Source organism: Rhizobium sp. FKY42 (assembly GCF_005222835.1).
Lineage (GTDB): Bacteria > Pseudomonadota > Alphaproteobacteria > Rhizobiales > Rhizobiaceae > Neorhizobium.
In genome coordinates this window covers 143,435-165,061 of sequence record NZ_STGA01000044.1, presented here as the reverse complement: position 1 = coordinate 165,061, position 21,627 = coordinate 143,435, and the positions used below count along the sequence as shown (strand labels likewise).

The window sequence follows — 21,627 nt, the reverse complement described above, 5'->3', positions numbered from 1 at the left end:
GATCAAGCCTCCTCTGGCTCGAAGCGAGCGAGTTCCTGGGGTTGGCCAGCGGTTTCCAGGAAGAAGCGCGTCAGCAGATTCTTGGCTGTCAGCGCACGATACTCGGCTGTCGCCCGCCAATCGGTGAGCGGTGTATAATCTTCATCGAAAAGGTCACGCACGGAAGCGACCGTGTTCCAGCTCCACGGCTTGCCCGCCAGTCCATTCTCGACATGTGTCGCGCGCTTGGGTGTGCCGGCCATTCCACCAAAGGCGATGCGGCAGGTTTCCACGCAGCCCTCGCTATCCAGCTTGAGGTAGAAGGCACCGCAGAGGGCGGAGATATCCTCGTCCCGCCGCTTGGAAATCTTGTAGACGGCGTAAAAGGCTTCTTCATCCGGTAGCGGAACCGTGAATTTCTCGACGAATTCGCCGGGCTGCCGATCCTGCTTGCCATAGTCGATGAAATACTGCTCCAGCGGCATGGAGCGCGAACCGGAGGCAGAGCGCAGTGTCAGTTCAGCGCCGAGAGCGATGAGGGCGGGAGGTGTGTCGCCAATGGGCGAGCCATTGGCAATGTTGCCACCAATTGTCCCCATATTACGCACCTGCTGGCCGCCGATACGGTCGATCAGGCGTCCGAGTGCCGGATAATGGCTTTCCAGCACCTCGAAGGCCTGGGAATAGGTCACGCCTGCGCCGATCACGATGCCGCTTTCATCTTCGGTGATGGTTTGCAGATCCGTCAGGTGGTTGATGAAGACGACCGGGTTGATTGGCCGCATCTGCTTCGTCACCCAGAGGCCCACATCGGTTGCGCCCGCGACGATGGTTGCGCCGGGATGCTCATTCAGCACCTCGGCCAGGCTGGCCAATGTGCCGGGAATGATGGCCTGTGTGTTGCCTTTCGAGATGCGAATGGTGTCGCTGGAGGAACGGATCGTCCAGAGCTTGGCCATGATCTCGGCGCGATCCCGCTCAATGGGATCAAACAGGGCGCTCGGTCGTTGAGAAGCTACCTGTTCTGCAGCCTTCACGATGGGCTCATAGCCTGTGCAACGACAGAGATTGCCCTGAAGGGCCGTTTCGATCTCAGCCCGTGTCGGGTTCTCCGTCGTCATCCAGAGGCCGTAGAGCGACATCACAAAGCCCGGCGTACAGAAGCCGCATTGCGAACCATGGCAATCGACCATGGCCTGCTGCACCGGGTGCAGTTTGCCATCTTTGCCTGCCAGATGCTCCACTGTCACCACATGGGTGCCGTGCAGCGAACCGACGAAGCGGATGCAGGCATTGACGCTCTCGTAACGCAGGGCACCACCGATCAACCGGCCTACTAGAACGGTACATGCGCCGCAATCGCCTTCGGCGCAGCCTTCCTTGCTGCCGGTCAGCCGCCGCCTCAGCCTCAGATAATCCAGAAGCGTTTCCGTAGGTGCGAAATCGCTCAACGAAATCTCTTCGTCATTGAGAATGAAGCGGATGGCTGATGTCATGCCTGTTCCCTTATGAACGGTTTATTGGGCGGTCCAACCGCCATCGATGGAGATGTGTGTGCCGGTAATCTGTCGTGCTGCGTCGCTGGCAAGAAAGATGGCGGTTGCTGCCACTTCCTCGATGGAGACGAATTCCTTCGTCGCCTGCAAACGGAGCATGACGTCCGTCTTGACCGCCTCTTCCGAGATACCACGTTCGCGCGCCGTGTCGGGGATCTGTTTCTCCACGAGAGGCGTCAGCACGTAGCCGGGGCAGATGGCGTTCACTGTAATGCCGCTTTCGGCCAATTCCAGTGCAGCGGTTTTGGTGAGACCCAAAACGCCGTGCTTAGCTGCCACATAAGCAGATTTGAACGGGGATGCAACAAGTCCGTGCGCAGATGCTACATTGATAATGCGCCCCTTACCCGCCTGTTTCATCAAAGGAATGGTGTTGCGCATGGTGTGGAAGGCGGAAGACAGCAGGATCGCGATCAGCTGATCCCACTTTTCGATCGGAAAATCCTCAATTTTCGACACATGCTGGATCCCGGCATTGTTGACCAGTACATCGATAGTTCCGAACTCACGGGCCGCCGTTTCAATAAGGTCCGCAATCTCATCCGGCTTGGTCATGTCTGCGCCGTGGTAGAGAACGCGGCCAGTAGAGAGCGAATCAAGTTCAGCGCGAGCGGCCTCGATGTCTTCAGCCTTGCCGAAACCGTTGATGATCACATTTGCGCCTTCGCCTGCGAAGGCGCGGGCGATTCCCAGCCCGATGCCACTGGTGGATCCGGTTACGACGACGCTTCTGGCCATGCTCTATCTCCCTGTCTCACGGCTTTGTTGCAGTGCATGACAGGAAGGTATGCCTAAAGCGGCACGGCTGGCAACGCCGTCGTGTGACCGATTGGGTCAGCCGTGCTTCAGCGGCAATTTCTGACGGCGCCCAGCGCTGCCGATACACCCTTCAGCGAATAGGTATAGCTGGTATCTGTGCCGCGTGCTGATGTGGCCTGGACAGTCATGTCGCTGCCGCTCTGCATGGCGGCTACCAGGGCCGGCTCTCTCTGAGGATCACGCACCCAAGCCGCTTTCTCCTTGGGAAGCATTGTGAAGGTGTCGCTGCCAATGGTGACCGTCAGCTTCGAGCCCTCCTTCAGGTCATAGCCCATGATGGCCTGCGGCATCATGCCCGACTGTCCGGCCTGTGGCGCCACGAGGAAAAAGTTGTCGCCGTGACTGACATTGGTCGGGCGCTGTTCGACGGGCACCGAGAGGACGTAGCAATTCTTTGTCCCGCCCGCGCCATAAGAATACACCCCCCAGGCATCGAACTGCTTGATCCGGTTTGGCTGAGCGGCAAAGGCGGAGGTAGACAGCAAGGCGATGGTAGCGGCTAGGGCGTATGTCTTTGGGGACATCGAACTCTCCTGATGGGTACAGTGAAAATACAGCCAAAACGGGTAGCCTCCGCCTTGGCGTGACAGCGTGCGATTGAACCGCCAGAGAGTTAGCGAATGGTTAACGATCGGATCAACCCTTTCCCGAAACGGCTCACGAAGGGTTGATGGCGCCGTGCAGTGCAGTGCTTGATCCTGCGCTCAAACATACTGTGCGCTTTGACATATTACTGGATGATGATAGTCATGTTTCGTGTTTCGATTGTATCTCTGCAAGATTCGGTCGAAGAGTAAGTTCAAGGATGCTCAATGAAAAAATCTGTACTGCCGCTGCTTATATTGAGCTTGTCACAACCTGCCGCGGCCAACGCTCTCACACCGGAAGCCTTGGTGCAGAGAGGTCTTGAAGCGGGGATCCGCTATCCTGGGCTGGCGGATATCTGTGATCTTTCGCGTCCTTTGCTGACGGCCGGACGGCGTCCTCAGAACGCGCAGCAGCGTCCGCAACCGACCCAACAGGAGCGCGAACAGCGGGCTGCCGCAGCGATTATCGAGCCGCAAAAAGTCTTCGATAATCTCTTTTTCCTCGGTACGCGTGGCGTTGCCAGCTGGGTCCTTCGGACATCTGAAGGGTTGATTGTGATCGATGCCTTGAACAACGACAAGGAATCACAGCAGTTCATTGAAGGCGGTTTGCGCAAGCTGGGGCTCGATCCAGGCGAGATCCGGTATTTGATCATCACACACAGTCATGGTGATCACTATGGCGGCCAGAAATATCTGGTTGAGACTTACAAGCCCAAGGTCGTGATGAGCGAGGAAGACTGGCAGGAACTGGAAAAACCGGAGCTTCAGTTTTCCAATCCTCGCTGGGGCGTGCCGCCAAAGCGGGATGTTTCCATCAAGGACGGCGAGCGCCTGACCCTTGGTGATACGACCGTTCAGCTTTATGTCACGCCCGGACACACACCAGGGACGGTATCGATTATCTTCCCGGTCCAGGATGGAGCGGAGACGCACATGGTCGCACTTTGGGGCGGCACCGGGCTGAACTTCGGTCCCAACGAAGCGAGAATGCGCGCCTATGCTGCGTCTGCCTCGCGTTTCCGGGACATCGCCGAGAAACAGTCGGTCGACATCTTCATGTCTAACCACCCGGCGCGCGATGGCGCATTGGAAAGCATGGAGCAGCTTTCAGCTCGAAAGAGTGGCCAGCCGCATCCATTTGTTTCAGGGCGCGATGCGCTTGGGGCTTTCCAGCTTCTGACTGACTGTGCGCTGGCGCAGGCCGAGAGCATCAAGGCCGGAGATCGTCAGAAGACACCATAATGGAATTTCCGTGCAGGGGAAACTTGCTTGCCCCCTGCACGGATGGTTGTTTGCTCAGCCCAATCAAAAGCTTGCCGAGAGAGAAACGTAGAAAGCGCGCCCCGGCTCGTTATAGGTGTTGGCGCCAGCATTGTTGCCGCTACCTTCACGCAGAACCTGTTGATTGAAGATATTGTTGACGCCTGCCGCCAGTCGGTAGGTCTCGTTGATCTGATAGTTCATACCGACATTGACCAGCGTATAGGGCTTGCGAGCCTGCGGATTTTCGACCGCGGTTCCATTGTATGCACGAATGGTGGGCGAGGGTGTTTCGCCGTAGTGGGTTGCCGACAGGATCAGGCTGACGTTCTCGTGCGCCTTCCATTCCAGCGATGTATTGATGGTGTAGTCGGGAACGAGAGACAGAGGCTGGCCATTGCTCTTGTTCTTCGATTCCAGCATCGAGGTGAAGTTCGTCGCCCAGGTCAAGTCGTCCCGGATCGGAACCGAGAGATGGCCCTCGAGACCGGAGACCACCGCTTCGGGGACGTTCTCCCAACGGAATACATTGACGGTGCTGGAGCCAGTGCCCGAAACCGGGGTGAGGCCCGTGGAAATGCGGTCCTTGTAATCGTTATGGAAATAGGTGATCCCGGCGCTCCATCCGGCATCATCATGATAGCTTATGCCAATTTCCTTGTTGATGCTGGTTTCCGGCTGAAGATCGCTATTGCCCATGACGTAGCATGAGCGGGTGACGCCGTTGACAGCGGCGCAGCCGTTGCCGTTCGAGAACATGATGTAATTGGGATTGAGCTGATAGAGATTGGGCGCCTTGAAGGCCCGCGCGATCCCCGCCTTGAGCGAGATCGTTTCTGTCAGGGCATAGGAGGCGTTGAGGCTGGGGCTCAAATTGCCGCCGAATTCGCTGTGATGATCGAAGCGCAAGCCGGGAGTGAGGGTCAGCTTGTCGGTAATCAGGATATTGTCTTCCGCATAGAGCCCGACAAGCCATGTATCGATGTCCGGATCTCTGGCTGACGGATTCGAGGCTACGCCCGGAAGCACCACGTTGCCGGTGACCGCCTGACCTATGGACACGGCATCGTGCATCCATTCGCCACGAAACTCGGTTCCCAGGGTCAGTTTCTGCTCAAACAGGGCTTCGAACGGCAGGACCCACTCGCTCTTTGCTGACAGAATATCGAGGTCGATCGTTCCATAGGTCAGATCACTGGAGATGGTCCCTTCACCGGCGCCAGTCAAACCTTCCAGAAGACGCGTATTCAGCGTGCGTTCCCATTGAATGTAGCTGTTGGACTCGCCGAAATCGTAAGTACCTCGATGTGTTGCGGACAGGGTCGTTCGCTCCAGCTTGTTGGTTTCCTTACCCACCAGAGACCTCAGTCGATCAATGCTGGCGCCCGTCGCGGCATTCTGGGAGTCGCCTGCGAACAGGTTGCCCTGCCGGCTGTAAGATGCCTCAAGATCTATGGCGTGATCGTCCGTCGGTTCGATGGTCAGTATCCCGCGCAGATCCCGATTGGTTACGCCCTCGCGGCCCGCAGCCGGATAGGTCTGATTGCTGGAATTGCCACTGGCGTTAATGTCAAAGGCGTCGTTGCCGGTGCGGTTGTAATTACCCATGAACTGGAACGACATGACATCGGTCACCGGTCCCCCGACCACCACATTGGTTCTTGCCGTGCGTCCTTCCTTGGAACTCTGCGGCATGTTGCCAAAGACCGTGACGCTACCCGAAAGCTTTTCCGGACGTTTGGTGATGATGTTGACCACGCCACCTGCGGCCCCAGAACCATAGCGCGCGGCTGCCGGCCCCCGGATGACTTCGATCCGCTCGATGGCTTCCGGTGGAACCCAGTTGCTGTCGCCGCGGGAATCGCGCTCCCCTCCGCGCCCCATGCGTACGGAGTTGCGGGAGAGAACCGGCTTGCCATCAATCAGAATGAGCGTGTTCTCAGGGCCCATGCCGCGCAGATCGATCTGCCGCTGATTGCCGCGCTGGCCGGAAGCGCTTGTCCCCGTCAGGTTTGCGCCCGGCATTTTGCGGATAATCTCGGAGATGTCATTGACGACCGGCGTCTTTTTCAGATCATCTGCCGTGATTGTCGAAACGCCTGGCATCTGCTTTAGCTGCTGTTCTGCTGACAGAACCAGAACCTTGTCGAGCACAATCTCTTCTGAAGCGTCCTGTGCGGCCGCCGGGCCGCTTGCCACAAACGAAACAATGGCTGTCGCACCGGCAACCCGGCAACCCGTTCTGATGATCCGCAAACTCGAAACACCGTCGGCAATCCAACGCAACTTCATAGAACTCCGCCTGAAATATGACTCATATATTCATGATTTATGCAAAATCCTGTTGCTGATCAATCCGGATACAGCGCAGAATTGTGAATAAGTATCGATGATACATATTTTAGTATTATCTTAATCTATGGTCGGACGGCTACGTTGCTGCTCAAGACATCTGTAAGCGAATGTATCCAAGATATTGAAGTGAGATTCATATTAGCGGGTCTATTCCATCCAGATTATAGAAGGCTACCTTCTAATTTTTCCTGTTTCATCGAGACTGCCGGGTGCCTAATGAGATGGTATGAAAGAAGGAGTGACCGCCATGGAGCTTGGCCTTTACACGTTTGCGGATGTTGACCCCAACGCCGCGACAGGAAAACGCGGACCCGATGCGGCGCTACGGCTGAAGCATCTGTTGGAAGAAATCGAGCTTGCTGATCAGGTTGGGCTGGATGTGTTCGGGCTCGGTGAACACCATCGTCCGGATTATGCTGTTTCGTCTCCGTCTACTGTACTGGCGGCGGCGGCGGTCAAGACTAAGACCATACGGTTGACCAGTGCCGTCTCGGTTCTCAGCTCGGATGATCCGATCCGTGTCTTTCAGCAATTCGCAACGGTGGATCTTCTGTCGGGTGGACGGGCCGAGATCATGGCCGGTCGGGGTTCCTTCATCGAATCCTATCCGCTTTTCGGCTATGACCTCAACGATTACGACCATTTGTTTTCCGAAAAGCTGGACATGCTGCTGACGCTCCGCGACCAGGAGATCGTCAACTGGTCCGGCGAATTGCGCGCGCCAATCAACAATCGCGGTGTCTATCCGCGTCCGCTTCAGGAGAAGTTGCCGATCTGGATCGCTGTCGGTGGCACGCCGCAAAGCGTGGCGCGGGCTGGCGCGATGGGGCTTCCGCTGGCCGTTGCGATTATCGGCGGAGAGTATGCGCGCTTTGCGCCCTTCTTTGAGTTGTATCGCGAGGCAGCGCGGCGTGCAGGTCAGGATCCGGCAAAGCTGAAGACCAGCATCAATGTTCATGGCTTCATTGCCGATACGACGGAAGCTGCAGCCGACCAGTTCTACGGGCCGCAGGCGGCGGTCATGGATCGCATCGGGCGGGAGCGTGGCTGGCCACCCACCAACCGCGCACAGTTCGATCGTGCCCGATCAGCCCCCGGCAACCTGTTCGTGGGCGATCCCGAACTCGTCGCGGAGAAGATCGTGGCCGCGCATCGTGTGTTCGGCAATGACCGCTTTCTGCTGCAGATGGCAATCGGCCTGATGCCGCATCATCAGATCATGCGGGGCATCGAACTCTTCGGCACGAAGGTTGCGCCTCTGGTCAGAAAAGAATTGACCTCGCAACCGGAAGGGGCGAAACCCGCCGCCTGAGCGGTTTATGGATGATGCGATGATTGTTTCCAGCGAAGACGAATTGGACAAGCTGAAGGCCATCGGGCGGTTGTGCGCCCGAGCTGTAGAGCTGATGGGCAAATCGCTGGAGCCCGGCATCACCACAAAAGAACTGGACGACATTGGGCGCCGGCTTCTGGAAGAGAACGGAGCACAATCGGCACCGGAATTCTGCTACCAGTTTCCGGGTGCCACCTGCATCAGCGTCAATGAAGAGGTTGCTCACGGCATTCCCGGTGACCGCGTCATTCAAGCGGGTGATCTCGTCAATATCGATGTTTCTGCCGTGAAGGACGGGTTCTTCGGCGATACAGGATCTTCCTTCGCCGTGCCGCCGGTGAAGCGCGAGATCGAAAAGCTGGTGCGTGACGGTCGCCGGGCACTGTGGACCGGTCTGCAGCAGGTGAAGACCGGCAAGCCCATGGCAGGCATCGGCAACGCCATCGGTGCTTTTGCCAAGAAGAACCGCTATACGCTGATTACCAATCTTGCCAGCCATGGCGTTGGCCGTTCGCTGCATGAGGAGCCCTCTGAACTCCCAACGTGGCCGGATCCGGACGAGACGCGAACCATGGAGGAGGGGCTTGTCTTCACTGTCGAGCCCTTTCTGTCGCTGGGCGCAACCTGGGCCGAAGACGGCGGCAATGGCGACCCCTGGACGCTTTACGGCGATCCGCGCGCACCGACCGTGCAGTTCGAGCATACGATTGTGGTGACGCGGAATGGCCCGCTGATCCTTACCCTCGCGGAATAGGCTTCGAAGCTCCTTCATCTCTGATTTGTGAAGCATCAAGAATGTTGATGCTTGTCATATCCTATCTTTGATTGTGGTCTATGGCAGCGCCTGCCATAGAGGGGCATGAGCAGGACACAGAGACCGACTTCTGCACTGAGAATTGGTGTTGCCGGTGGATTGGCCATGGCGACGGCGATGGGCTTCGGTCGATTTTTCTACACGCCGGTCCTGCCGGGCATGATGAGCGGCATTCCGCTATCTGCCGCGGATGCCGGTCTCATTGCGGCAGGGAACTTCGCCGGTTATCTGGCCGGTGCGCTGCTGGCCTCGCAAGGCTGGGCAACGGGTTTTGAGCGGAGGCTTGCGCTTGGCGGACTGTTGGCAACAGCGCTGCTGCTGGTTGCCATGGCAACGACGATCTGGCTTCCAGCCTTTGTCCTGATCCGGTTTTGCGCCGGACTTGCCAGCGCATTCGCCATGATTTTCACCTCATCGATTGTTCTTGCCCACGGGCAGGGGCGAGCAAGTGTTGGCGCGCTGCATTTTGGGGGCGTGGGGGCGGGTATCGCAGCTTCGTCCATTCTGGCATTTCTCGTACACCTTATGCTAGGCAACGCTGCCGATGGCTGGCGGGTAAACTGGATCTGCGGTGCGCTGGTCGTGCTGCTGGTTCTGCTGATCGTATCGAAATTGCTGCCGCAGCCGGTTGCCGCGCATAGCGCTCAAGCGGAGCCTCCCATGCGGTGGGATCGTCCGCTGGTGCTGCTGACGATTTCCTATGGTCTGTTTGGTTTCGGCTACGTGGTGACGGCAACATTTCTGGTGGCCATTGCGCGGGCGGCCAATGCCGGACCGATCGTAGAAACGGGAACATGGTTCATCACTGGAGGAACTGCAGCCATATCATTGTTTCTCTGGCAGCCCTTCGCGGACCGTTTTGGCCTTGTACGCAGTTATCTGGTCTGCCTCATTCTAACAGCTGCTGGCGTTCTCGGCTCCGTCTGGCTGCCACCTATGATTGGCATTCTTTCGGGAGGTGTGTTGCTGGGCTTGACCTTCATGACGGTCACCTCGCACGGCTTGCAAATTGTCCGCAGGCTTGCGCCGGAAAGCCCGCGCCGGGCGCTGGCGCTGATGACGGCGGCCTTTGGCGTCGGTCAGATATTCGGGCCTCTGATTGCCGGATGGGCAACGGAATGGAGCGGCAGTTTCACGCTGGCGTCGGTGATCGCCGCCCTTGTGCTGTTGGTCGCCTTCGTCCTTGCTTTGCCGGTCGTGCGCCCGTTCGAGCCGCTGCGTGGCAGATAGGCAAACCGCTATCCGCCTTACAAATGCGTAAGATAACGGCTGCGGCATTGCTGCGTTGCATGAACTGTCCTAGTTTCGCGCACAAATCAATCTCATGCGGCCGTTTCCGGCGCAGTACAAGGAAACTCGCTTCCGTGTTTCACTCGTTTTTTCCCAAACCGAAATTCTACTTCGCCTCCGGGGTCGTCTGGTCGCTGGTCTGTGTTCTGGCCTGGTATTTCTTCGTGGACGGCCTGGGTGCAAGGCTTGGCTTTACCGTGCCGGACGGAACGCCTGAACCTTACGATCTCAGCTATTTCGCCTTTCCGCCAAACGTTTGGTTCTACGGCTATTTTGCGCTGTGTCTGCTGGCATTCGGCGCGACCTGGACGGTGATCGCCAAAGATCATCTGTGGAAATGGTGGTCGATCTGGGGAAGCCTGCTGATCATTGCCGTGACCTATTTCAGTGTGCAGATATCGGTCGTCATCAACAATTTCCGTCGGCCTTTTGGTGATCTTCTGCAGAACGCGCTGTCGCAAAAGCCAGGCATCACCACCTGGGATTTTTATGAACTGCAGATTGTTTTCGCCCAGATTGCCTTTCTGTCGATGGGCGTTTCCATTCTGACAGACTTCTTCACCAGCCATTATATCTTCCGCTGGCGCACGGCCATGAACAATTACTACATGTCGAAGTGGGAGCAGTTGCGCCACATTGAAGGTGCATCGCAGCGTGTTCAGGAAGATACGATGCGCTTCTCAGCCACCCTGGAGGGGTTGGGAATCTCGTTGATCAATTCCGTCATGACACTCGTGGTTTTCCTGCCGATCCTCTACGGTTTGTCGAGCTATGTCTCCGAGCTTCCGATTATCGGGGAACTGCCCCATGCGCTGATGTGGCTCGCCATTATCTGGCCGGTGTTCGGCACAATTCTGCTTGCTCTGGTCGGTATAAAGTTACCGGGGCTTCACTTCCGCAATCAGCGCGTTGAGGCCGCTTACCGTAAGGAACTGGTCTATGGTGAGGACCACGCCGAGCGGGCGCAACCCATCGCTGTGCGGGAACTGTTTGGCAATGTGCGGAAGAACTATTTCCGCATGTATTGGCATTATCTCTACTTCAACATGTTCCGCTATTTCTACATTCAGGCGGATGCCATTTTCCTGCTGTTAATGCTGGTGCCGACCATTGTTGCGGGCAAGATTACCTACGGTATCTACCAGCAGATCGCCACCGCTTTTGGACAGGTGAGCAATTCGTTCCAGTATCTCGTCAATTCCTGGACAACGATTATCGAGCTTCTTTCCATCCATAAGCGCCTGAAGGCCTTCGAAGCTGCAATTGATGGTGAGCCCTTGCCGGAGATCGACCAGCGTTATCTCGCCCGCGAAGATAGCGATGGCGAGATGGCGGCCAACAAGCCGACCTGAAGAAGAGGGGGGCCACGCGGGAAACCGGGTGGCCTTTTCCGTTCAGAGCGTTGAAGGGTTTTGCGCGTTTCGCGTGCCAAGCGCCTGCATGGCCTCTCCATAGGTCACACAGGCGACATCCTGCATCTGGCAGACCTCGGTCGCCAGACGTTCCATGGCCCGCCAATAGGCGCCGCCATTCATCTCCACGAAATGAAAACCGAGCTGAAGCGGGATACGATCGCCGGAATATTGCCGATCAAAAGCGGCACGAAAGGCCGCATAGCTGCGTTCCTCGAACTCCGGCGAGCGGCTGGGATTTTCCACACCAGCTGAATGACGGATAAAAAGATTATAATCCATGGCGATGATGTTGCGCCGTTCCGGTCCTTCCGGGATGAGCGGCAGTCCGAACATCAGCACGCCGTTTTCGCGCGTTGGCAGCATCGGACCCTTGCTGATGCCGCTGCCATCATAGGTGAAGCCTTCCTCTCGCTCGGCCTCTGTCAGTGCCTCGCTGGTGGAAAGATAGGGCGCGCGGAAGCCCTTGATGCCGTTCTTGACAAAATCCCGCCAGCCTGCGGGCTCTTTATCCGGCGCACCGAGATCGGCCCAGGCTGACCCCAAAAGCGAGCGGAAGCTGCGCATTTCCTGCTGCCAATCGGCCTTGCTCCATTCGCGCCCATCGAAATGGCCGCAGGTATGGCTTGCAATCTCGTGGCCTTCCTGCCGGGCGTTCCAGACGTGATCGAGACGGGTGAGCGCCTCATCCTTCGTCTGGGCAAAACCGATGTTGGATTTTCCGGGCCTCTGTCCCGGCCCCTGATAGGTTCTGGCACGGGCGCGGTCGATCACAAGCGTGCAGGAGAGGAAGTAGGTGAAATGCGCGTTGACCCGTTTGCCAAGTGCGCGGCTGCGCTCCCACAGCGCATTGTTTCCGGCGCCATCGAACGAGATCATCACCAGCTGTTTCGGTTTGTCCTGTGCAAGGGTGTTGCCCGGAATTGCGATAAGGAATGTGAGAAGGGCAGGGCCAAAAAAACGCACTGTAGAAACCTGTGGCAAGAATCAGCCCGCTTTCCTGCGTTCGGAATGCGGCAAAGTCGGGGAGAGTTCGTAATGCTTCGTAGACTGAAATGATTGAAGAGAGATTGCGGGCCACGAGCGCTGATGGCGGATTTTCTCTCCGAGCGCCGTTTACGAAGTTGATGAATTCTCCGTATTCAGCGCAAAACCATGGCGCTTTGCGGCATCTACGCCCTTACATCCTGTGAAAAATAGGTTAGAAGGCAGGCTTTCGAGATTATGGGCCATCATTTGGCCGGAGCAAGGTATGGCACACGAGAACGACAGCTTTATCCGCGAAGTGAATGAGGAACTGCGCTCGGAGCAGATCAGCAGGGTCTGGCGTGCCTATCGTCCCTTCATCATTGCGGGCGCTGCGTTGATCGTTCTCGGCACCGCGGGTTATCGCGGTTATGAGTATTGGCACTCGAACAACGCATCGCAATATGGTGATCAGTTTCTGGCAGCGCTGAACCTTGCCAAGCAGAACAAGACGGACGAGGCCATTGCCGCGCTTGAAAAGCTTGAGAAGGATGGCTCTGGTGCCTATCCGATGTTGGCCCGCATGCGCGCCGCCACGCTTCTTTCCCAGAAGGGTGATGCGGCAGGTGCCATCAAGGCCTTCCAGCAGGTGGCTGCCGACAGCGCTATCCCTGCCGTCTTGCGTGACATCGCCAAGATGCGCGCGGCCTATCTGATGGTGGATACCAGCACCTATGCGCAGGTTGCCGCGGAAGTTGAGCCCATGGCGACGGGCAGCCACGCGCTGCGGAACTCCGCGCGGGAAGTGCTGGGTCTTGCTGCCATGAAGGCTGGCGATACTGCCAAGGCCAAGCAGTGGTTGGAAGATATTGCGAACGACGCGCAGGCGCCGCGCAACATTGCCAACCGTGCACAGATTCTGCTGGATACACTGTTATCCTCCGCGCCGCCGGCTGCGAAATCCTGATAGACTTGAGAAGGCCCGGAAAGGGAACCTGAAATGAGCTTTACCGTCGCCATTGTCGGGCGTCCCAATGTTGGAAAATCCACCTTGTTCAACCGCTTGGTTGGTAAGAAGCTGGCGCTGGTTGATGATACGCCCGGTGTAACGCGCGACCGTCGCCCTGGTGACGCAAAGCTTGTGGATCTGCGCTTCCGCATCATCGATACGGCAGGTCTCGAAGAGGCTGGACCCGATACGCTCGAAGGACGCATGCGCGCCCAGACCGAAGCGGCAATCGACGAGGCCGATCTTTCGCTGTTCGTGGTCGACGCCAAGACGGGCCTGACGCCGCTCGACAAGACTTTGGGTGAAATGCTGCGTCGTCGTGGCAAACCGGTCGTGTTGGTCGCCAACAAGTCGGAAGCACGCGGTTCAGATAGCGGCTTTTACGATGCCTATACGCTCGGCCTCGGCGAACCTGTTCCGATTTCGGCAGAACACGGGCAGGGCATGATCGATCTGCGCGACGCTATCGTTGAGGCGCTGGGGCCGGAAAAGGCATTCGGCGAAGACGAGGATGACGAAGCAGAGACGGATGTCGATGTTTCGTCTGCCAACTTTGCAGGCGAGGGTGACGAGGGCGAGGATTTCGAACCCGCCTATGACGATACAAAGCCGCTGCGGGTTGCAATCGTCGGTCGTCCTAATGCCGGAAAATCCACGCTGATTAATCGCTTTCTGGGTGAAGACCGTCTTTTGACAGGACCGGAAGCCGGCATTACACGCGATTCCATCTCCGTTGAATGGGATTGGCGCGGTCGTACGATCAAGATGTTCGACACGGCCGGCATGCGCCGCAAGGCGCGCGTTCAGGAAAAGCTGGAAAAGCTTTCGGTTGCCGATGCGCTGCGCGCCATCCGTTTTGCTGAAACCGTCGTTATCGTTTTCGATGCAACGATCCCATTCGAGAAGCAGGATCTGCAGATTGTCGATCTGGTGCTGCGCGAAGGTCGTGCCGCGGTGCTTGCCTTCAACAAGTGGGATCTCGTCGAAGATCCGCAGGCGTTCCTGACAGACCTGCGCGAGAAGACAGAGCGTTTGCTTCCACAGGCACGCGGCATCCGCGCCGTGCCGATTTCCGGACAGACCGGCTACGGCCTCGACAAGTTGATGCAGAACATCATCGACACCGACATGGTCTGGAACAAGCGTATCTCGACCGCAAGGCTGAACCGCTGGCTGGAAAGCTCGCAGATCCAGCATCCGCCACCGGCTGTTTCCGGGCGCCGCATTCGCCTGAAATACATGACGCAGGTCAAGGCTCGTCCGCCTGCCTTCATGATTTCCTGCACTCGTTCAGACGCCTTGCCGGAATCCTATGTCCGCTACCTGATCAACGGTCTGCGCGCAGACTTCCAGATGCCGGGTGTGCCGATCCGCATTCACTTCAAGTCAGCGGAAAACCCGTACGAGCACAAGCGCAAGAAACGCTGAACCGAGGTTTTTCAACGATGCTATTGTCGTGAGGGCGTTCGGCCCTTACTCCGCAGGCATGGTTTGGCGCAAGATCGGGCGACTGGAGCTCAGCCGTTCCAGCACGATACCGGCCAGCGCCAGCCCGAGCGGGTAGAAGAGCGATTGGCCCTGTACAATCATCAAAACGAGAACGAGGCCCACTGTCAGCAGCGCCGCAAGCCGATCGAAAAGACGGCTTGAGAGCTTGATGAGTGCCAAGCCGCTGACTCCGTAGAGCAGCAGGAAGTTCTGCGCGGCCAGTTCGAGCATCAGCCCCAGATGCAAGAGTCCGGCAGCATCTGCGCCCACGACGCAGAGAAGCACCATACAGATGATGAGAACGGAGGACAGCGGAACGCCCTTTGGCGTCGTCTGTAATCGTACCGGTAGCAGTCCTTCGCGACTAAGCGCATAGACCATTCGCGAAACGGCCCAGATGCACCCCATCAGGTTGGCATAGATGATCGTTGCCGCCAGCAATCCCATGACAATACGTCCGTTTTCGCCGACCGCATGGGCAAGGAGGGAGGAAAAGGCAGCTTCATAAGAGCCGGTTATGACAATGCTCTGCGCTGTCAGTGCCATGCCGAAATAGAGAATACAGGCGGCGACAAAGGACAGGAACATGGCCCGAGGGAAATCACGGGCCGGGTTCTTGAACTCTTCCGAAAGCCCCGCCGCCAGCTCCCAGCCGGTAAAGGCGAAGAAGATCATCATGAAAGGCGCAAGAACGATTTTTGCGTCCAGCTCCGCGATGCTGGCGACATGACGGGTGCCGACTGACCAGTCGACCGTGGCAAGGCCAACGACCATCAGGCCCAGCAGGCTGACAAGTACGATGGATGCGATGGCGGCAGATAGGCGGGCAGCCATTTCGGTGGACAGAATATGAGACGCCGCAGCGGCGACAATCAGTCCTGCTGCGTAGAGTGTGGGCGTTCCGCCGAAGGCTTCCGTCAGATAGTGACCTCCCGTCAGGGCAATAGCAGGCATGCCGAACGGGAAGGTGCCGAGCAGGATGACTGAAGCAATTGCATAGGCCTTCCGGCCAAAGGCGAGCTTGGCGAAATGCGTGATTCCCCCCGCGTCAGGAAAGCGCATGCCCATGATGATGAAGACAAGCAGCAGGGGCACACTCACAAGCGCACACAGCCCCCATGCCCAGATCGCCTGGAGACCGGCCTCGCGCACAACCATTCCCGGCAGCGCCAGTAGGCCGGCTCCGATCACGATGTTGAGCATGAGGCCGGCGCCTTTGAGGGTAGTCAGCGATTGTTTCAGCGCCATGTTGGCAAGCTCTTTCCTGAAGATCCATGTCCCTAATCCGAGGCGACGATAGGCCAAACTTCGCGTTCGGCAACGGTCCCATTGGCAAAAACAGGTCTGTTTCAGAATTACTCGTCAGGTCTTCAGCGACGCTGATAGGAGGCCGGTTCCGAGCGGCGTCTTCCATCTCGGTGTTAAAGCGGATCCTGCGAGAGGTAGCGCAGCTTCTCCGTGCGGCAGGCGGACAGCACGTTTTCCAGAAACTGCCGGGTGGCTGCCTGCCATGAATAGTGTTCCGCAAGACGACGTGCATCGTTACGCGAACAGGACAAGGCAGCGAGGCAGGCAGCCTGCAAGTCCTCATTGAGGGCGCCTGCGCCGCTGCCATCCTCTATGATATCGATTGGTCCAGTCACCGGATAGGCTGCCACTGGCACGCCGCTGGCGAGAGCCTCCAGAATGGTATTGCCGAAGGTGTCGGTAAGGGACGGGAAGACGAAGACATCGGCCTGCGCGTAGGCCCGCGCCAGATCCTCGCCGGTTTTCATGCCGGTAAAGTGTACGTTTGGGAATCGTCGCTCAAGATTTGCGCGTTCCGGCCCGTCTCCCACCACCACTTTCGAGCCCGGCAAATCAAGGCTGAGAAAGGCGGAGATGTTCTTTTCGACCGCGAGGCGGCTAACCGTCATGAAGATGGGGCGCGCAAGGCCGAAGGGTTCCACTTCCTGCGGCATTGGCCGGAATAGCGATTGATCGATGCCTCGGCTCCAGCGGCGCAGATTGCGAAGGCCCAATTTGGAGAGTTCGCGTTCCAGACTTGCCGTGGCAACCATGCAGCCATTGCCCGCATTGTGAAACCAGCGAGCGAAAGCGCGCAGCCAGCAGATCGGAATGGGGAAGCGGGCGGCGACATATTCCGGAAAACGGGTGTGATAGCTGGTGGAAAAGGGCATGTTGTTCTTCAGGCACCAGCGTCTGGCGAGCAGGCCCAGCGGCCCTTCGGTGGCGATGTGAACCGAACACGGCCCGAAGGCTTCGATCGCGCGGGCGACAGATGCATAGGTTGCGACGGACAGCCGGATTTCCGGATAGGTGGGGCAGGGTATGCTGGAAAACCCCTGCGGCGTGATCATGGAGACCTCAACGCCCATTCGTTCCAGTTCGCGGTTGGTGTTTTCGATGGAGCGAACCACGCCGTTGATCTGCGGGTACCATGCATCGGTGACGATGGTGATCCTGGTCATGCTCGCGCCCCTTGATTCAGGCGGTCAGCAGACGCGCTCGACCCGCGCCGCAATGGCCTGACGACCTTTTCTATCGGCGCGTTCTGTTACAGTGTGATGTCACGGGTTTCAGGAGGGGAGGAGTGCGGGCTCGATCAGGGCGCCGTGATGGGCAATCACCACGGATGCCACTGCCGCGCCGCGCGCTGCCGCTTCCGCGGCCGGTGCGCCATCCAGAAGTTTTCCAATGAAGCCGCCGTTGAAGCTATCGCCGGCACTGGTCGTATCCACCAGTCTTTCCGGCGGCACGGCAGGTACGAAAGTGCGCTGAGAGCCTTCGGCAACCGTGGCTCCTTGCGAGCCGTTCTTGACGACAACGCGCTGCACGCCGGCTGCTTGGTAGCGTTCGATTGTTTCGGCCACATTGGCATCGCCGAAATGCGTTTCCTCATCATCAAAGCTTGGCAGCACGATTGTTGAGGCTGCGGCACCGGCCGTAATCGTGTCCAGCATGCGCTGCTTTTCGCTCCACAAACGAGGCCGAATATTGGGGTCGAAGATCACATGTTTGCCCACCGCTTTCGCGCGGCGCAGTTCAGACAGCAGCGTGTCTGCCGCATGGGGAGAAAGGATAGCGAGCGTGATGCCGGAGAAATAGAGCACATCAGCGCTTTCAATCGCCTTGCGCAGATGGTCGGCATCATCGGCAAGCTGACGGGCGGCTGAGGTATCGCGCCAGTAGCTGAAGGTGCGTTCGCCGTCCTTCAGCGAAATGAGGTAGAGACCGGGTGTCTTGCCTGGAATACGGCGAATGAGGCCTGTGCCTATCCCGGCTTTCTGCATGAAGGCCAGCAGTTCTTCAGACAGCGGATCATCGCCGAGAGCGGTCAGGTAATCTACCTGCCAGTCTGTAGACAGCACGGCGCGCAGATACCAGGCAGTATTGAACGTATCCCCTGCAAAGCCCTTGCGCAGCAGGCCTTGGCCTGCCTGCGAGAGTTCCACCATGCACTCGCCGATCGAAAGAACCCGCTTCGTCATCTTGCCGTCTCCACCCGTTCATCCGGGAATAGGACGGAGAAAGCTGTATGACAAGTCGCGAATGATCTGATCGGTTCGCTTTTTCAAATTGATGCCAAACATCCACCGCTTTGCCTTTGTCTTTTCATGCAGTCTGGCTAGTTTGTTGACGAGACGAAACGATTGAAGGAGACGAGCAGGCATGACGACAGTAACGGCACGCAAGGGCGATCCCGACTGGTGGCGCGGCGCAGTTATCTATCAGGTCTATCCACGGTCATTCCAGGATACGACCGGTGATGGCATCGGCGATATCAAAGGGATAACGCAACGCCTGCCTTACATTGCCTCGCTCGGCGTGGATGCAATCTGGCTGTCGCCATTCTTCACGTCTCCCATGGCCGACATGGGCTATGACGTTTCCGATTACTGCAATGTCGATCCGATGTTCGGCACATTGTCAGACTTCGACGAGATGATGACCGAGTGCGAAAGACTGGGGTTGAAGGTCATCATCGATCAGGTGATTTCGCACACGTCCGACCAGCACCCCTGGTTCATCGAGAGCCGGGCGAGCAGAACCAATCCCCGCGCGGACTGGTACATCTGGGCCGATCCGAAACCGGATGGAACGGCGCCCAACAACTGGCTGTCGATATTCGGCGGTCCGGGCTGGGAATGGGATGGTGTGCGCAAGCAATATTACATGCACAATTTCCTGATCTCGCAGCCGGATTTGAACTTCCACAATCCTGATGTGCAGAGGGCGGTTCTCTCCACAGTGAAGTTCTGGCTGGATCGCGGCGTTCATGGCTTCCGTCTGGATACCGTGAACTATTACTTCCACGACAAGCAGCTGCGGAATAATCCGCCCATGGTCTACCATCCAGATTCGACGGGTCTGGAGACCGATACCAACCCCTACTCGATGCAGAACCATCTCTACGACAAGAGCCAGCCGGAAAATATCGAGTTCCTGAAAAAGCTTCGCTCTCTTCTCGATGAATATGATTGCCGCACCACCGTGGGTGAAGTCGGCGATGGCGACCGTTCGCTTTCCACGCTGTCGATCTACACGAGCGGCAATGACAAGCTGCACATGTGCTACACGTTCGATCTCTTAAGCCCGCGCTTCACGGCAGATCACATCCGCAGTGTCGTATCAAAATGCCAGGAGATCGTGACCGATGGCTGGGTCTGCTGGGCCTTTTCCAACCATGATGTGATCCGTCATGTGACGCGCTTCATGGAAGCGCCGGATGAGCGGGAGCGCATCGCAAAGCTCGCCATCAGCGTGCTTGCAAGCCTTCGCGGATCCATCTGCCTGTATCAGGGCGAGGAGCTTGGTCTTGAAGAGGCGGAACTGGCCTTCGAGGATCTGCGGGACCCTTACGGCATTCGTTTCTGGCCCGCCTTCAAGGGTCGTGACGGATGCCGCACGCCCATGGTCTGGGAAGCCAATGCACCGCATGGCGGTTTCTCTCCGGGGGCTAAGACCTGGCTTCCCGTGCCGCCCGCCCATGCGAAACTAGCCGTGGATGCGCAGGAAACGGATGCCAATTCCGTCCTCCACCACTATCGGCAGACGCTGGCGTTTCGTAAAGCGCATGCAAGCCTTCACGACGGTGACCTGACCTTCCTCGATACGCAGGCCGATCTTCTGGCTTTTGTACGCGAGAAGGGCAATGAGCGATTGCTCTTCGTGTTCAACCTGACGCGCTCAGTGCAGGACTTCCTGTTGCCTGCACAGTTTGCATCTGCGACCCCGCTTGCGATGCCAGGTTTTGCCCCGGCACTGGAAGAGAAGGTGGTGCGGCTTGGCGCTTTGGGTGCCTTCTGCGCCAGGCTGTGACGGTTAAAATTATGCGGATGCCGGCGCAAAACTCGCCGGCTCCGTCTTCAGGCGGGATACGTCCTGTATCGGCGGCGCTCCGAACAGGCGACGATATTCTCGGCTGAACTGCGATGGGCTGTCATAGCCCACGCGGTGGGCCGCACTTGCCGCGTCCAGCGCCTCCGACAGGATCAGCCGCCGTGCCTCCTGAAGCCGGAGCTGCTTCTGATATTGCAGCGGGCTCATGGCGGTCACTTCCTTGAAATGCTCATGCAGGGAAGATGTGCTCATGCGCGCTTCCTGCGCCACGCGGTCTACGCTGAAGGGCTTTGCGTAGTTTTGCCGTATCCATGCAATCGCGCGGTTCACCTGTTGCAAGCGGCTTTCCGGCATCAGCATGCGATGAAGCTTCTTCGCCTGGTCCCCGCGCATCAGGCGGTACAACAATTCCTTCTCGGCAAGCGGAGCCAGAAACGGAATGTCTTCCGGCGTGTCGAGCAAACGCAGAAGGCGCACGGCAGCCTCCAGCAATTGCGGATCGGTTCGGCTCAGACAAATTGCCTTGCCACAGGTTTTAGCGGTGGTGAAGGCTTCAGGCGCGGGTGGCATTTCGATCATCATCGCGCCCAGCACCGACAGATCCAGATCGAGCTTGATGCTGAGATAGGGCTCTTGCGGGCTCGCCTCAATCACCTGGCCGGTGATGGGCAGGTCTGCCGAGGCAATGAGGTGACGTGCCGGGCCATATTCAAACACTTCATCCGCCAGCAGCACCTGCTTGGTGCCTTGCGCGATCAGACACAGTGAAGGGTGCTGGACACCCTGCATAGGTTCTGTGCGCTTGGACATGCGCACAAGGCTCAAACGAGGAATTTCGGTTGCAAAAACTCCGTCATTCTCGGTGTGTCGTGCAATGATATCGGCAAGGGTTTGAAGTTGATGCATTTGTATCACCTCGAATATACCTTGAATCTTTGAGATTTAATCGCGGATTTCTCACGCTTTCCTTCCACATATGCGCGATCTCGGAATTTTACAAATCTGGCCTTTCGGATTTTTGTGCAATCATGTCGGAGGAACGATCTACCGGATTCCTGTCTTGGTCTGGCATAAGCAAAGTGCAGACACACAGCAAACAATCCAAAGAAAGGAGACGGAGATGCACAACTTCCAGCGGTTACTCGAAAGCCCACTTGTCTGGGTTCAAGAGCATGTCGAGCAGTTCATGGTGCGGTATCGCAGATCCGTCGAGCGGCGGCGGGATGAGGAGCTTCGTCGACGCTTTCTAAATGGATGAGCGCGATCTCCTGTTCAAAATCCAGGTCCGACACATTTTCGCCATGTGGAATGATAACGTCTGCTCAGAGCGGGGTTCGACCCGGTTTGGGCCAACAGAATTGATCCAATCAGATCGAACCCCGCTCTAACTTTTGACGGCGGCGGGATCATTTC

At 57.6% G+C, this 21,627-nt stretch carries 18 protein-coding genes; 9 read left to right on the top strand and 9 right to left on the bottom strand.

Annotation, left to right across the window (positions count from 1 at the left end; all coding sequences use genetic code 11):
* Positions 1–2: 2 nt before the first annotated feature.
* From xdhA to E8M78_RS16970, 3 genes are all read right to left on the bottom strand, one after another.
* Positions 3–1,475, bottom strand: coding sequence for a xanthine dehydrogenase small subunit (gene xdhA / locus E8M78_RS16980; RefSeq protein WP_137136168.1), 1,473 nt, complete (start codon positions 1,473–1,475; stop codon positions 3–5).
* 21 nt (positions 1,476–1,496) lie between these two features.
* Positions 1,497–2,273, bottom strand: a complete 777-nt coding sequence (locus E8M78_RS16975) for a 3-hydroxybutyrate dehydrogenase (protein WP_137136167.1) — start codon at positions 2,271–2,273, stop codon at positions 1,497–1,499.
* Positions 2,274–2,380: 107 nt separating this feature from the next.
* The gene (locus E8M78_RS16970) at positions 2,381–2,878 is read right to left on the bottom strand and encodes an invasion associated locus B family protein (protein WP_137136166.1); all 498 of its coding nucleotides are present in this window, start codon (positions 2,876–2,878) and stop codon (positions 2,381–2,383) included.
* 288 nt (positions 2,879–3,166) lie between these two features.
* Here E8M78_RS16970 and E8M78_RS16965 point away from each other — a divergent pair, with 288 nt between their 5' ends.
* Positions 3,167–4,186, top strand: coding sequence for an MBL fold metallo-hydrolase (locus E8M78_RS16965; protein ID WP_137136165.1), 1,020 nt, complete (start codon positions 3,167–3,169; stop codon positions 4,184–4,186).
* Between the two features lie 63 nt (positions 4,187–4,249).
* Here the strand turns inward: E8M78_RS16965 and E8M78_RS16960 are convergent, their stop codons facing one another.
* Complete coding sequence (locus E8M78_RS16960) at positions 4,250–6,496, bottom strand: FepA family TonB-dependent siderophore receptor (RefSeq protein ID WP_137136164.1); 2,247 nt, start codon at positions 6,494–6,496, stop codon at positions 4,250–4,252.
* Positions 6,497–6,806: 310 nt separating this feature from the next.
* Here E8M78_RS16960 and E8M78_RS16955 point away from each other — a divergent pair, with 310 nt between their 5' ends.
* The 4 genes from E8M78_RS16955 (at position 6,807) to sbmA (ending at position 11,348) form a co-directional block, all read left to right on the top strand.
* Positions 6,807–7,871, top strand: coding sequence for an LLM class flavin-dependent oxidoreductase (locus tag E8M78_RS16955; protein ID WP_137136311.1), 1,065 nt, complete (start codon positions 6,807–6,809; stop codon positions 7,869–7,871).
* A gap of 19 nt (positions 7,872–7,890) precedes the next feature.
* Positions 7,891–8,646, top strand: a complete 756-nt coding sequence (gene map, locus E8M78_RS16950) for a type I methionyl aminopeptidase (protein ID WP_137136163.1) — start codon at positions 7,891–7,893, stop codon at positions 8,644–8,646.
* Between the two features lie 105 nt (positions 8,647–8,751).
* A complete protein-coding gene (locus E8M78_RS16945; protein ID WP_137136162.1) occupies positions 8,752–9,936 on the top strand; it encodes a YbfB/YjiJ family MFS transporter in 1,185 nt (394 codons plus the stop codon).
* Between the two features lie 134 nt (positions 9,937–10,070).
* Positions 10,071–11,348, top strand: coding sequence for a peptide antibiotic transporter SbmA (gene sbmA / locus E8M78_RS16940; protein WP_137136161.1), 1,278 nt, complete (start codon positions 10,071–10,073; stop codon positions 11,346–11,348).
* Between the two features lie 42 nt (positions 11,349–11,390).
* Here sbmA and E8M78_RS16935 read toward each other — a convergent pair whose 3' ends face one another.
* Positions 11,391–12,338 carry a polysaccharide deacetylase gene (locus E8M78_RS16935; protein ID WP_246658377.1) on the bottom strand — a complete coding sequence of 316 codons (948 nt, stop codon included), beginning with the start codon at positions 12,336–12,338 and terminating at the stop codon, positions 11,391–11,393.
* Between the two features lie 322 nt (positions 12,339–12,660).
* Between E8M78_RS16935 and E8M78_RS16930 the strand changes: the two genes are divergently transcribed.
* Positions 12,661–13,341, top strand: coding sequence for a tetratricopeptide repeat protein (locus E8M78_RS16930; protein ID WP_137136160.1), 681 nt, complete (start codon positions 12,661–12,663; stop codon positions 13,339–13,341).
* 33 nt (positions 13,342–13,374) lie between these two features.
* Positions 13,375–14,811: a ribosome biogenesis GTPase Der gene (gene der, locus E8M78_RS16925; RefSeq protein ID WP_137136159.1), complete on the top strand. Its 1,437-nt coding sequence runs from the start codon at positions 13,375–13,377 to the stop codon at positions 14,809–14,811.
* Between the two features lie 45 nt (positions 14,812–14,856).
* Here der and E8M78_RS16920 read toward each other — a convergent pair whose 3' ends face one another.
* The 3 genes from E8M78_RS16920 to E8M78_RS16910 form a co-directional block, all read right to left on the bottom strand.
* Positions 14,857–16,119 (bottom strand): amino acid permease, encoded by a 1,263-nt coding sequence (locus E8M78_RS16920; protein ID WP_137136158.1) that lies wholly within the window; start codon positions 16,117–16,119, stop codon positions 14,857–14,859.
* A gap of 173 nt (positions 16,120–16,292) precedes the next feature.
* Positions 16,293–17,342, bottom strand: coding sequence for a glycosyltransferase family 1 protein (locus tag E8M78_RS16915; protein ID WP_137136157.1), 1,050 nt, complete (start codon positions 17,340–17,342; stop codon positions 16,293–16,295).
* Positions 17,343–17,450: 108 nt separating this feature from the next.
* Complete coding sequence (locus E8M78_RS16910) at positions 17,451–18,362, bottom strand: sugar kinase (protein WP_137136156.1); 912 nt, start codon at positions 18,360–18,362, stop codon at positions 17,451–17,453.
* A 181-nt stretch (positions 18,363–18,543) separates the two neighbouring features.
* On the opposite strand from E8M78_RS16910, the gene E8M78_RS16905 reads away from it, so the two are divergent.
* Positions 18,544–20,193 carry an alpha-glucosidase gene (locus tag E8M78_RS16905; protein WP_137136155.1) on the top strand — a complete coding sequence of 550 codons (1,650 nt, stop codon included), beginning with the start codon at positions 18,544–18,546 and terminating at the stop codon, positions 20,191–20,193.
* Between the two features lie 9 nt (positions 20,194–20,202).
* Here the strand turns inward: E8M78_RS16905 and E8M78_RS16900 are convergent, their stop codons facing one another.
* On the bottom strand, positions 20,203–21,120 hold the full coding sequence (locus E8M78_RS16900; protein WP_137136154.1) for an AraC family transcriptional regulator: 918 nt from the start codon (positions 21,118–21,120) through the stop codon (positions 20,203–20,205).
* Positions 21,121–21,334: 214 nt separating this feature from the next.
* Between E8M78_RS16900 and E8M78_RS23365 the strand changes: the two genes are divergently transcribed.
* Positions 21,335–21,472 (top strand): hypothetical protein, encoded by a 138-nt coding sequence (locus E8M78_RS23365; protein WP_170973453.1) that lies wholly within the window; start codon positions 21,335–21,337, stop codon positions 21,470–21,472.
* Positions 21,473–21,627: the final 155 nt, after the last annotated feature.